Origin of the sequence: Spongiactinospora rosea (genome assembly GCF_003315795.1) — a bacterium.
In the GTDB taxonomy this organism is placed as follows: domain Bacteria; phylum Actinomycetota; class Actinomycetes; order Streptosporangiales; family Streptosporangiaceae; genus Spongiactinospora; species Spongiactinospora rosea.
Map to the genome: position 1 here is coordinate 1 of NZ_QMEY01000056.1, position 11225 is coordinate 11225.

Consider the following 11225-nt stretch of genomic DNA (forward strand, 5'->3'; position numbering starts at 1 on the left):
CCCAGCAGCGCCGGGGTGATGAGCGCCCCGAACACCAGCAGCGCGGCCAGCTTGAACACCTCCGCGATCAGCTCGCCGAAGTGCTCGAACGATGCGCGCTGCCGCTCGCCGAAGGTGGCCACGGTGATACCGGCCGCGAACGCGGCCAGGAACAGGTTGCCGTGGGTGACCTTGCCCAGCGCCAGCACGAGCAGGCCGATGGCCAGGGCGTTGAGCGGCTCGTACTGGGTCGAGGCGGCGAACCAGCGGGTCTGTTCCAGCTTGATCGCCAGCCAGGGCACGGCCACGCCGATCACGATGCCGATGCCCAGTTCCAGCCCCAGTTCGCCGAGATGCAGGTCCGCCGAGCCGGCGGCGATGGCGAGGAAGAGCACGACGAACGGCAGCGCGAGCCCGTCGTTGACGCCGGACTCGACGTTGAGCAGCCGGCGTAGCCGCGGCGGCACCTTCTCGTTGCCGACCAAGGCCGCGGCGAACACCGGGTCGGTCGGTGCCAGAACGGCGCCGACCAGCAGCGATTCGACCCACCCGAGGCCGATCAGATAATGGGCCAGCAGCGCGGTGATGACGAGCGTGAGCGGCAGTCCCCAGCCCAGCGCCCGTCCGGGCAGCCGCCAGGCGGTACGCAGGTCGTTCCACCCGACCCGCATGCCGTCACTGAACAGCACGGCGAACAGCGCCAGCTCGGCCAGGCCGCCGACCAGTTCGTCGCCGGGGCTCAGGGACAGTACGCCGAGCGCGCCGTCGCCCAGGACGAATCCGGCGACCAGGAACAGCGCCGCGGTGGACAGGATCGTCCGGTGGGCCAGGCCGGACAGCAGCACGGCCAGCAGGAGCAGGCCGGCGAAGGCGATGAGCAGGGTCGTGATCACGGCGTCACCATGGGCGGGAGGAGGGACCGTAGCGCCGCCTCGGTGGTGTCGAAGACCGGCAGGAGAGTGAGCAGGCCGGTGATCTGCAGCCAGCGGGCGACCCGGGCGCCGGGCCGGGCGAACGCGACCGCCGCGCCCGGCCCGGTAAGGCGCCGATGCGCGGCGATCAGGCAGGAGACGCCGGTGGCGTCGAGGAAGGTCAGTTCCGCCAGGTCGATCAGGACGGGCTCGCCTGCCGTGCGCGTCTCCAGCCACGAGTGCCAGATGGCGGCCGTGTTCCAGACGAGTCGTCCCGCCGGGCGGACCACGAGAACGCCATGGCCTGTGGCTGCCGTGTCCGTGTCGATCGTGAGCGTGTCGTCGTCCATTCCACCTCCGGGCAGGGGCTCAGTGCCGATCAGGCGAGGTAGCGCAGCCACAGATAGGGCGCGCAGAGGGTAACGGTCACCGCGGTGACGATCAGGCCGTAGCGGGTGAACTGCCAAAAACCGATCGGTGTGCCGTTGCGGGCCGCGATGCCCAGCACCACGACGTTGGCCGCCGCGCCGACGGCGGTGGCGTTGCCGCCCAGGTCCGCGCCGAAGGCCAGCGCCCACCACAACACCTGAGCAGGTCCGTTCCCGCCGCCGTCCGCGACGAGTTCGGCCACGATGGGGCTCATCGTGGCGACGTAGGGGATGTTGTCCACGATCGCCGACAGTCCCGCCGAGGCGCCCAGCAGCCCCATGGTGGCAACGCCCAGCCGTCCCTGCGTGGCGTCGGCCGCGGCCTGGGAGATCTGCCCGATCACGCCGGTGTGCACCAGCGCGCCGACCATGACGAACAACCCCGCGAAGAACGTCAGTGTGGGCCACTCGACCTCGCCGAGCGCCTGCGGGGTGGTCACCTTGGTGGCCGCCACCAGAACGCCCGCGCCCAGGACCGCCACCACGGAAGGCTCATAGTGCAGTACCGGGTGCAGCACGAACGCCGCCATCACCACGGCCAGCACGACCAGGCTTTGGACCAGCAGCCGCCGGTCGTTGATCGCCTCCCGCTCGTTCAGGCTCATGATCTCCGCGGCCCGGTCCGGGTCGTAGCGGAACGACCTGCGGAACAGTACCCGGCACAGGGCGATGAAGACCGCCATCAGCACGATCACCATGGGCGCCATGTGGATGAGGAAGTCGTTGAAGCCCAGGTTCGCGCGGCTGGCGATGATGATGTTCGGCGGGTCGCCGACCAGCGTGGCGGCGCCGCCGATGTTGGAGGCCATCGCCTCGGCGATCAGGTAGGGGGCCACCGGCAGGGCCAGCCGTTCGCACACCAGGAACGTCACCGGGGCGATGAGCAGCACGGTGGTGACGTTGTCCAGCAGCGCCGAGGCCAGCGCGGTGATGACGACCAGCAGCACCATGAGCGGGTAGGGGCGGCCGCGGGCGCGTTTGGCCGCCCAGATCGCCAGGTACTCGAACACGCCGGTCTGCTTCAGCACGCCGACAATGATCATCATGCCCAGCAGCAGGAAGATGACGTTCCAGTCGATGCCGGTCGCCTCGTCGAAGAACGCGGCGCGGGCGTCGGTGGCGTGGATGAGCAGCATGATGCCCGCGCCGCCGAGGGCGACGGCCACGCGGTGGATCTTCTCGGTGGCGATCAGCGCGTACGCGCCGGTGAAGACGGCCGTGGCCGCCCAGGCGAGCAGGTTCACAGGCTGGTCACCCGGTCCGGCAGCGCCTGGAGGGTGACCGCGCCGAGCAGGCGGCCCTCATCCACCACGGCGACGAGCGGGCTGTGCGTGCGTGCCATCAGCGCGGCCAGTTCCAGTACGGTCGCGTCCGGGTCGGTGACCGGCAGCTCGCGTGGCTTCGGGGGGAGAGCCTCGCGTACGGTACGGCCGGCCAGCGCGTCCAGGAAGTGGTCGGCGTGCTCCTCGTCGATCACCCGGGCCAGCGCGGGATCGTCCTGGCAGTAGCCGGGGACGGCCAGGCGCAGCACCTGGGTGCCGGGCAGGATGCTGGCCGGTCGCCCGTGCTCGTCGATGACGATGAGGCCGGGCAGGTCCTGTTCGGCCGGCAGCCGGGCGGCCTGCGACACGGGGGTGTCGATGGTGATGGTGGGGAAAGCGACGAGCAGGTCGCATGCGCGCATGGCGGCGGCCCTTTCCGGGATCGGCGGAAACGACTGCCGACCAGGCTTCCCGGCGCACCTACATGGAACCTATCAAGAAACGTCAAGATCGGGCAGAGGAGAGGGAAGTGGTACCGGCCATCGAGCCGAGAGGCACGGTCAAGCGCCCCTGCGACGTTCGCGGCACCGATGAACTCGGCCGACGCATCCAGCCGGACGAGGCGCAGCGCATGCAGCCACTCCGAGGCCGACGGTGAGCGCTACCTGCTGAGCGACAGGCCGTGCTCGTCGGCGAAGGCTCGGCGGCACAGGCCATGGCAGAAGCCATACAAAACCCCCTCGTGGACCAGCGTGAGGGTGGAGTCGTCGAGATCCACGCCCATGCCGCAGATCGGGTCGATCAATCCGCCCTGCGCCGTCCGCGGTCCCGGCCGCCCGGAGGTCTGATCACGGTAGGGACGGGAAAGAAGTTCGGTGAGGTCCAGGCTGCTCATGGCCCTGCCCTGGATCCCGACGCCACCCTCGGATATCCCCTCCACGAGTATCACCGCGTGTGGTTCGCGCCGCAGTCGTCCGGGCTCGCGACCGGCGGATCGCTCCGTCTCGGCCAGGACATCGGTGACGATGTCCACGACGTGCTCGCACATCTCCTTACGCCACGACGCGGGCACGGTCACCCGCACCAGATAGCGCGGCGGGCCGGCGGGGTCCTGCGCCGGGCGTTGCCCGAGCACCCAGGTGCTGGGCTCGTGCAGGAGAACTTGGGTGATGGTGCGCTGGGCGTCGAGGATCTCGATGGCATGGCTGTCGTCTTCGACCATCAGCGTGTCGATGAGGCGGCGTCCCAGTGCCTGACGTTCTTCTTCGCTCAGTGCTCCCCGGGGCACGAAGACATCGATGAGCAGCATTTTCCGGCCGGCCTTTCAGAGGATGTTTCCAGTTGCCCGTCCAGGATGCCCGGGAGGGGTATGGCCGGGCATCCGGCGAGCGGAGGATCTGCTGCCTACCACGTGGGGAGTAGCCCCCGGCGTGATCCCGTGATGTCAGTCGCACCGCTGATCTGTGCAGGGGCGCTGGTGTTCCGTCGCCGGCACAGCCGAGATCACCGTGCGGAAGATGCCTGATCATCGTCGTTCTTCCTGCCCGGCGGTCCGACCGGACCGCTGATGCTGCTGCCAGCGGTGCAGCAGGCCGGGCAGTTCGGCGAGCAGGAATTGGTAGAAGTCGCGCATCCGGCTCAGCCGCTCGTGCGCGGGGTCGCCGATCCGGGTGACCTCTATCCCAGCGGCGTGCACGACGCCGACACCAGCGCGGTCTTCGCCGCCGGGCTGACCACGCGCCCGCTGTGCGACACCCTCGCCGACACCTGGGCCTGGCTCCAGGAGGAAGGCGACCCACCCCGCACCCGGGCACCCCCGACCCGCGGACCTGCTCGATCCGGCGGTCGAGCAGCGCCTCCTCGGCAAGCTCTGACTTCCCCCAACGCCGCCCGGCGCCTGCCGAGCGGCTCTAAGGGCTACTCCCTTTGTCAGGCCCTGAGACACCTGGCCACTGCGGCACCGTATCTCGATCATGTACCGCTTCGGCATGATTCGCGTCGGTCACCCGGCACCCTCTATTACAGCTGATTCAGTATGAGCTAAAATCCATGTATTGATCAAGGATCGCCTCCACTGCGAGGCGGGCTGGTGGAGAGCCGGGAAGTCTGGTCGGCCCGTGGCGTTCGCCGTCGTGGAAGACGTCACGGAGAACACGGAGGACGTCCCGATGACCTCGCGCACTGTGCCTGTTCTGCTCACCTGCGGCATCGCCGCCGGGATTGTGGTACCTGTTCTGCTGTGGGGCGATGGCGCCACCCGCCCTTGGTACAGCTTGTGGCGTCACGGTGTCAGCCAGCTCGGCACCGGTGAACGCGCCTGGCTCCAGACGATCAACTTCGTCCTGGGCGGGCTGCTGCTGGTTGCCTTCGCCGCCGGCGTTCGCCATGCCCTGCGGGGCGGGCGCGGCGCGACCTGGGGGCCGATTCTGCTCGCGGCGGCGGCCGTCGGCCTGGTCGTCGCCGGGCTGGTGCCCACCGACCCTGCGCTCGGCTACCCGCCCGGCATGTCCACCGTCATCACAGCAGCCGGTCGCGTCCACCAGGTGGCCGGGCTCGTACTGTTCGCCGCGCTCAGCGCCGCCGCCTACGTCCTCGCCGGACCCCTGTCCCAGTCTGGCCATGCCTGGGCCCGCTACAGCCGTCTGTCCGGGACCGGCGTCATCGTCTTCGCCGTCGCGGCCGGCATCGCCTTCCGCCTGGACGGCGCGGGCATCTGGCGGCCGGCTCCGGCGGGCCTGCTGGAACACCTTTCCCTGCTGACCGGTTTCTGCTGGATCATCGCGCTGGGCGTGCATCTCTTGCGCCGCCCTGGGTCTGATTGGAATCGCACACCGTAACCGCGTCACATTCCTGGGTACCCGGACGGCGTGTGGCGGGTCTGATCTCCTCCGCAGGGAGGCGTGAACAACATCGATCAGATGCCCCGATCGGCGAAGATCACCGCATGCCGGCCGCCAATGACGAGCCGAGCACCGGCCGCGCCCTGGCGACTCGGCGACGGGGGTTCGGCGGTCCAGGGCTAGGACGGCCAGCGGCCCGACCAGCACGATACGGCTGGGTCGCCCGCCGCGGCACCAGCGCTTCTGTGAACGGCACAGATACGGCCGTGGCGTGGACGCCCGCCCTGTACGAACGCGGCTCGGCCTGTCAAGCCGCCCCGTGACCTGCCCTAACCCGCTTCGGCTTGAGCGTGGCCGGAGTGCGGCCATACAATCAGGGCAGTCGTACAGGACGACTGTCCTAGACGGAGGAAAGCCATGGTCTCCCCAGCAGCCGAACGCGGGCGCGTGGTTCGGGAACGACTGTTGAAAGCAGCGGTGGAGCTCATCCCCGAACGCGGCTGGACGGCGGTGAGCACACGCACCCTCGCCGAGCGCGCCGGAGTCACGCCGAGCGTGGTGCACTACCACTTCCCCTCACTGTCGAGCCTGCTGAACGAGGCCGCGACCGGCCAGATGAGTAAAATGCTGGCCGGCCTCAACGAGCTGATGGAAAGCGCCCCCTCACCCGCCGAGGCGATCGAGACGATGCTCACCTCGGTCCAGGAGTACACCGGCGCCGACACCGCCTCGCTGCTGTTCATCGAGGCGTACCTGGCGAGCACCCGCGACGACGACCTGCGCGAGCGGATCGCCCGGTCGGCCGCTGAGTTCCGCCGGCGGTTCGGCGAGTGGCTGGAGCAACACGAGGTGCCCGCCCCGTTCGAGACCGCCGCCGTCCTGGCGGCCTCCGTGGATGGCTTGCTGCTGCACCGCGGCCTGGGCCTGACGGCGAACGATCCCTCGGCGGTGTTGCGCAGGCTCCTTTCCACGTCCCCCGAGGAGGAACGACAGTGCGAACAGTGATCTGCGGGGCCGGGATCAGCGGCCTGGCCCTGGCCCATCGGCTCGCCGCCCTGGGCGGCGAGGTCGTGGTTGTCGAGCGAGCCGCCGGACCCCGCCCCCAGGGGTACATGATCGATTTTTTCGGTCCCGGGCTGGAGGCGGTCGAGGCCATGGGGCTGCTGCCCGCGTTCGAGCGAACGGCCTACCACTACGACGAGGGGCGCCTGGTCGACCAGAAGGGCCTCCGCCGCGCCACGATCCGGACCAAGGGCTTTTCGCGCGGCCGGCTGCTGAACCTCCTGCGTCCCGACATCGAGGCCGCGCTGGCCGAGAACCTTCCACCCGAGGTCGAGTTGCGCTATGGCACGGCACTGACCGAGGTGGCCGACCGCCCCGACGGTGTGGCGGTGACGCTGGAGGACGGCACCGTCCTGGACGCCGATCTGCTCGTGGGCGCCGACGGAATCCACTCGACCGTCCGCCGACTGGCGTTCGGGCCGGAACACCACTACCTGCGCTACCTGGGCCTGCACACGACGGCGTTCACCTTCGACGCACCCGACGTGCACAACGCCACCAGGCAGGCGTTCTGCCTCACCGACTCCGTCGACCGGCAGATGGGCTTCTACGCGCTCCGCGACGGCCGGGTCGTCCTGCTCGGAGACGCCGCCCACGCCGTGTCGCTGATCGCCGGGCAGGGCGCGTCGCTCGGGATCGCCGGCGCCTACCTGCTCGCCGATCGGCTCGCGCACACACCGACGATCGAACGGGCCACCGCCGAGTTCGAGCGCCTGTGGCGGCCCGTCGTCGAGGACAAACAACGCAACGCCCGGTCAATGGCCCGCTGGTTCCTGCCCTCCTCACCGGCCGGCCTGCGCATCCGGCGCGTCATGCTCGGCCTGACCCGAGTGCCGTTCGTCATCGGCTACCTGAGCTCCATCCTCGCGGGTAAGGACACCAAGCTCGCCGACGTCATGCGCCAGGCATCCGGCACCGCGACCAAAGCAGCGGCCGTGTAGCGCCCGCTCCGACCCACGGTCAGCCAGCCGAGCAGCCAGGCCATGCTCGAACCAGAGGGCTCGGTGAAGGATCACATCCACCAGTTCACTGTCTCCACTGTTGCCGTGTTCAGGGCCGAAGCGGAGGCACATACAGTAGGCCGGAAGGGACTGACCGGGCCGGTCAAGGCGATAGAAGAGCTTGTTCCTGCCGATCTAGGACGTACGGCTGGACTCTCCTGCAAGGGAAGATTCCATGCTGGGGGCTTGGATGAGGAACTGCTGCCAATAGGGGCAGTTCGCCAGGCTCAGCCGGCTGAGCGTCAAACAGCTGTGGCGCTACGCCGCGCTCGGGCCGCTGGTTCCGGCGTACATGGACCAGCCTGACTTTTCTCCCGCGGTCAGGCAGGGGCTTGGGCGGCGGCTACGAGGCCGTGCACGGCCGCCGTGATGCGCTCGGCGGCCTGGTCGGGGTCGGGCCGGCCGGCGTCCAGCCAGGCGATGACGGCCTCCAGGGTGAAGCCGGGGATCAGGTTGGCGGCCCAGTCCAGCCACGGCCCTTCGGGGATGACGCGGGCCAGGTTGCGGCGGCCGACCTCGCGGGAGGCTGCGGTGATGGAGTCGATCAGGTCGCGGAAGTCGGGCTCGCGGGCGGCGTAGCGGAACAGCAGCCGGAACCCGTCAGGGTCGGCGGTGGCGGCGCGCAGCAGGGCGGGGATGGCGTTGTCGTCGTAGTCGTCGGTGCCGGTGGCCTTGGCCAGCCGGGCACAGGCGCGATCCAGCACGGCCCGATAGAGGTCGGCTTTGGAGGCGAAGTGCCGATACAGCATCGCCCGGGTGAGCTCGGCTTCGGCGGCGATGTCGTCCAGGCCGGTGGCGGCGTATCCGGCGCGCGCGAAGGCGCGGGTGGCCGCGTCCAGGATCTGCTCACGCCGCTCCGCGCGCCGCAGCCTGCGCACCGGCTGGGCCGACCCCGCCTCGTGCCGGCTATGGCCCGCATCTGTGCTCATCCCCACCTCCTCTTGTAGAAGCCAAAGTATACATATAGCTTCTTATACATCAGAGTATATAAATCAGCATCTACTTCAAGAGGGGCTGTGCCCGACCCCGTACACCTGCCGTTCGAACAACCCGGCCCGCTGGAGCCACCGCCACTGCTGCGCGAGTTGCAGGCCCGTACACCCATTCACCCCATCCGCACCGCCGTCGGCGACCCCGGTTGGCAGGTCACCGGATATGAGGAGGTCCGCGCCCTCCTGGACGACGCCCGGCTCGGCCGCGCCCACCCCGCCCCCGAACGCGCCTCCCGTACCGGAGAGTCGGAGCCTGTTCGGCGGCCCATTGGGGGGCTTCGACACCGAACAGGCCGACCACCGGCGCAGGCGCTCACTGCTGCAGCCGCTCTTCTCGCCCAAGCGCATGCGCGCCTTGCGCGGGCGGGTCGAGACGCTCACCACCCAGCTGCTCGACGAATTGGAGAAGGCCGGACCGCCCGCCGACCTGCACGCCGCGCTGGCGCTGCCGCTGCCGATCGCGGTCATCTGCGAGCTGCTCGGCGTCCCGTACGAGGACCGTGAGCAGTTCCGCGGCTGGACGCGAGACGCCGCCGACATCACCGACCGCACTCGCTCGGCGCAAGGGCTGGGCGCACTGTTCTCCTATGGGCAGCAGTTGGTGGCCCGCAAACGCGCTGCGGGTGATGCGGACGGCGACGTCATCTCCCGACTGGCCGCCACCGACGGGGTCAGCGATGACGAGGCCGCCGTGATGGGCATGTTCCTGCTGTTCGCCGGGCACGAGACCACGGTCACCGCGATCGGTAAGGGCGTGCTGTGGCTGCTGGCCACGCCCGGCCAGTGGCAGGCCCTGGTCGCCGATGCGTCCCGGATCGACGCTGTGGTGGAGGAGATCCTGCGCGCCTCGAGTCTGGGCGGCGGCGGCATCCCCCGCTACGCCCGCGAAGACCTGGACATCGTCGGCGTACATGTGCGTGCCGGGGAGCTGGTGCTGCTCGACACCGGCGCCGCCAACCATGACGCCGACGTCTTCGCTGACCCCGACCGCTTCGACGTCGACCGGCCCGCCGTGCCGTACCTGAGCTTCGGGCACGGCGCCCGCTACTGCGTTGGCGCGCCGCTGGCCCGCATCGAGCTGCAGGTCGTCTTCTCCCAGCTCGCTGCCCGCTTCCCCACCCTGGAGCTGGGCTGCGCGGTGGAGGAGCTGACCTTCGACACCCGCACGCTGACCGGCGGGCTCACCGCGCTGCCGGTGACGTGGTGAGCGCCATGAGCACCATGAAGATGAGCAGAGCGCGGCCGCTGTTCGGCCGGATGTGCCCCCGGATGGCCGCCGCCATGGCCGACCGCCGCCGCGTGCTGCTGGCCAGCCTGACCGGCGAGGTGGTCGAGGTCGGCACCGGCACGGCGTCAACTTCCCGCACTACCTGGTCGAGGTGAGGCGCGTGGTGGCGGTGGAGCCCGAGCCGCGGCTGCGCACGCAGGCGCAGGTCGCCGCCGCCGAGGCCACAATCGCCGTGGAGGTGGTGCCCGGCGTGGCCGAGCACCTGCCGGTGGCCGATCAGAGTGTGGATGCGGTGGTGCTGTGCATGGTGCTGTGCTCGCTGCCCGACGTCGGAGCGGCGCTGGCCGAGGCGCGGCGGGTGCTCAAGCCCGGCGGGCAGGTGCGTCTTCTGGAGCACGGCCGCGCCGGCACACCCGGCCGACTTCCACAACGCGCTGGCCGACGCCGGGACCCGGCCGTTCCTGGCCCACTTCTGGATGCAGGGATGCGGCCCGTGCAAGGCGCTGGCCCGGTCCTGGCGGAGGTCGCCGTCGAGCAGGCGGACCGGCTCACCGCAGGCATGGTACAGCCCGCGCAAGAACCCGCCCGCCTGCAGTAGCATCCCAGAACGATGAGGGGCTTGCGGCCGACACGGTCGGTCAGATGCCCGGTGGGGATCTGGTCCAGGCCCCACAGGATCGGATACAGGCTCTTGATCAACCCGACGGCGGTCAGGCCGAGCCCGTGATCGGTGAACAGCAGCGGGAACACGGCCCAGGTCACGCCGTCGTTGAGGTTGTTGACCAGCCCGGCCTGGCTGGCGCCGCGTAGCAAGCGCTCCCGCGCAAGTGTCGGCTGTGAGTCGGGCATCATCCGGTAGTTGGCCCGCCGATATGGTCGAGGGCGCCTCTGCCTCGCCGGGGCGGACCGCCAGCAGGCGAGCCGGTCGGTTGACCAACGTGTCCGTCTGTTTCTGGGTCGGTGTGGTCGTAGAACGGGTGGGTGCGCCGGCCGGCGCCGGTGACGATAACGCCGAAGTGGTCTCCTTGCCGGGTGTCGCAGTGGTGGGCGGCGCCGGTGCCGATGCCCGGGATGGTGGTGTACGTGATGTCCACGGCCCGGTGTCCTTCTCCGTGCTGCCGGTGACGTGGCTGGTGGCCGGGTCGGGGTCGCCGTGTTCGCCATACCAGTGCGCCAGGCGGCCGCCCCGGCCGACGGCCCGCAGTCGTCGTTCGACACGCTCCCGGGTGGCGGGGGTGGTGACGATGAGCACGTCGTCGCCTTCCCGTAGCACGGTGACGGGCTGCGGGACGATGGTCGCGCCGCCACGGACGATGAGGGTGACGATCGACGGCTTGGGCAGCCTCAGCTCGAAGATCTCCACCCCGTGCAGGCGGGAACCGGGCGGAATGGTGAGGGTGAGCAGGTCGGCGTCCAAGACCTCGAGCGGAGCCGATTCGATGTCCACCTCCCTGGCCTGACCCGGCTGGGTGACACCCAGCAGCCGGGCGATCATCGGCAGGGTCGGTCCCTGGATGAGGGT

Annotated in this window: 14 protein-coding genes and 1 pseudogene; 6 read left to right on the forward strand and 9 right to left on the reverse strand. The window is 69.9% G+C overall.

Annotation, left to right across the window (positions count from 1 at the left end; genetic code table 11):
* From DP939_RS44775 to DP939_RS44800, 6 genes are all read right to left on the reverse strand, one after another.
* The coding region (locus DP939_RS44775) for a cation:proton antiporter domain-containing protein (protein ID WP_225878951.1) at positions 1–872 on the reverse strand (872 nt) is incomplete at its 3' end.
* Positions 869–1240, reverse strand: a complete 372-nt coding sequence (locus tag DP939_RS44780) for an STAS domain-containing protein (protein WP_113986922.1) — start codon at positions 1238–1240, stop codon at positions 869–871. The genes DP939_RS44780 and DP939_RS44775, both read right to left, overlap by 4 nt.
* Before the next feature lie 29 nt (positions 1241–1269).
* Positions 1270–2562 (reverse strand): ArsB/NhaD family transporter, encoded by a 1293-nt coding sequence (locus DP939_RS44785; protein ID WP_113986923.1) that lies wholly within the window; start codon positions 2560–2562, stop codon positions 1270–1272.
* Positions 2559–3002 carry a CBS domain-containing protein gene (locus DP939_RS44790; protein WP_113986924.1) on the reverse strand — a complete coding sequence of 148 codons (444 nt, stop codon included), beginning with the start codon at positions 3000–3002 and terminating at the stop codon, positions 2559–2561. Before DP939_RS44790 ends, DP939_RS44785 begins: the two co-directional genes overlap by 4 nt.
* A 239-nt stretch (positions 3003–3241) precedes the next feature.
* The gene (locus DP939_RS44795) at positions 3242–3889 is read right to left on the reverse strand and encodes a YHS domain protein (RefSeq protein ID WP_113986925.1); all 648 of its coding nucleotides are present in this window, start codon (positions 3887–3889) and stop codon (positions 3242–3244) included.
* Between the two features lie 216 nt (positions 3890–4105).
* Entirely contained in the window at positions 4106–4276 is a 171-nt protein-coding gene (locus DP939_RS44800) for a hypothetical protein (protein WP_199565847.1), read from the reverse strand.
* Positions 4277–4697: 421 nt separating this feature from the next.
* Here DP939_RS44800 and DP939_RS44810 point away from each other — a divergent pair, with 421 nt between their 5' ends.
* The 3 genes from DP939_RS44810 (at position 4698) to DP939_RS44820 (ending at position 7423) form a co-directional block, all read left to right on the forward strand.
* On the forward strand, positions 4698–5417 hold the full coding sequence (locus DP939_RS44810; protein ID WP_113986926.1) for a DUF998 domain-containing protein: 720 nt from the start codon (positions 4698–4700) through the stop codon (positions 5415–5417).
* A gap of 468 nt (positions 5418–5885) precedes the next feature.
* The gene (locus DP939_RS44815) at positions 5886–6425 is read left to right on the forward strand and encodes a TetR/AcrR family transcriptional regulator (RefSeq protein ID WP_263972399.1); all 540 of its coding nucleotides are present in this window, start codon (positions 5886–5888) and stop codon (positions 6423–6425) included.
* The gene (locus DP939_RS44820; protein WP_113986928.1) at positions 6413–7423 is read left to right on the forward strand and encodes an FAD-dependent monooxygenase; all 1011 of its coding nucleotides are present in this window, start codon (positions 6413–6415) and stop codon (positions 7421–7423) included. The genes DP939_RS44815 and DP939_RS44820 overlap by 13 nt, the downstream gene beginning before the upstream one ends.
* A 380-nt stretch (positions 7424–7803) precedes the next feature.
* Here the strand turns inward: DP939_RS44820 and DP939_RS44830 are convergent, their stop codons facing one another.
* Positions 7804–8412 carry a TetR/AcrR family transcriptional regulator gene (locus DP939_RS44830; protein WP_113986929.1) on the reverse strand — a complete coding sequence of 203 codons (609 nt, stop codon included), beginning with the start codon at positions 8410–8412 and terminating at the stop codon, positions 7804–7806.
* Between the two features lie 226 nt (positions 8413–8638).
* Between DP939_RS44830 and DP939_RS44835 the strand changes: the two genes are divergently transcribed.
* The 3 genes from DP939_RS44835 to DP939_RS44840 are packed head-to-tail and all read left to right on the forward strand — an operon-like array spanning position 8639 to position 10301.
* Positions 8639–9682, forward strand: coding sequence for a cytochrome P450 (locus tag DP939_RS44835; protein ID WP_225878952.1), 1044 nt, complete (start codon positions 8639–8641; stop codon positions 9680–9682).
* 5 nt (positions 9683–9687) lie between these two features.
* Positions 9688–9858 (forward strand): hypothetical protein, encoded by a 171-nt coding sequence (locus DP939_RS47460; RefSeq protein ID WP_199565848.1) that lies wholly within the window; start codon positions 9688–9690, stop codon positions 9856–9858.
* A gap of 5 nt (positions 9859–9863) precedes the next feature.
* On the forward strand, positions 9864–10301 hold the full coding sequence (locus DP939_RS44840) for a class I SAM-dependent methyltransferase (RefSeq protein ID WP_199565849.1): 438 nt from the start codon (positions 9864–9866) through the stop codon (positions 10299–10301).
* Positions 10302–10551: 250 nt separating this feature from the next.
* Here DP939_RS44840 and DP939_RS45870 read toward each other — a convergent pair whose 3' ends face one another.
* Together DP939_RS45870 and DP939_RS44850 are read right to left on the reverse strand one after the other, a co-directional pair.
* The gene (locus DP939_RS45870) at positions 10552–10797 is read right to left on the reverse strand and encodes a hypothetical protein (RefSeq protein ID WP_147268431.1); all 246 of its coding nucleotides are present in this window, start codon (positions 10795–10797) and stop codon (positions 10552–10554) included.
* A 167-nt stretch (positions 10798–10964) separates the two neighbouring features.
* Positions 10965–11198, reverse strand: a pseudogene (locus DP939_RS44850) (TrkA C-terminal domain-containing protein); the annotation flags it as partial.
* Positions 11199–11225: the final 27 nt, after the last annotated feature.

Bases quoted from the DNA above. Each gene is read 5' to 3' on its own strand.
- DP939_RS47460 (WP_199565848.1), top strand. From the start codon at position 9,688: ATGAGCACCATGAAGATGAGCAGAGCGCGGCCGCTGTTCGGCCGGATG.
- DP939_RS44795 (WP_113986925.1), bottom strand. From the start codon at position 3,889: ATGCTGCTCATCGATGTCTTCGTGCCCCGGGGAGCACTGAGCGAAGAA.
- DP939_RS44835 (WP_225878952.1), top strand. From the start codon at position 8,639: ATGAGGAGGTCCGCGCCCTCCTGGACGACGCCCGGCTCGGCCGCGCCC.
- DP939_RS44780 (WP_113986922.1), bottom strand. From the start codon at position 1,240: ATGGACGACGACACGCTCACGATCGACACGGACACGGCAGCCACAGGC.
- DP939_RS44790 (WP_113986924.1), bottom strand. From the start codon at position 3,002: ATGCGCGCATGCGACCTGCTCGTCGCTTTCCCCACCATCACCATCGAC.
- DP939_RS44830 (WP_113986929.1), bottom strand. From the start codon at position 8,412: ATGAGCACAGATGCGGGCCATAGCCGGCACGAGGCGGGGTCGGCCCAG.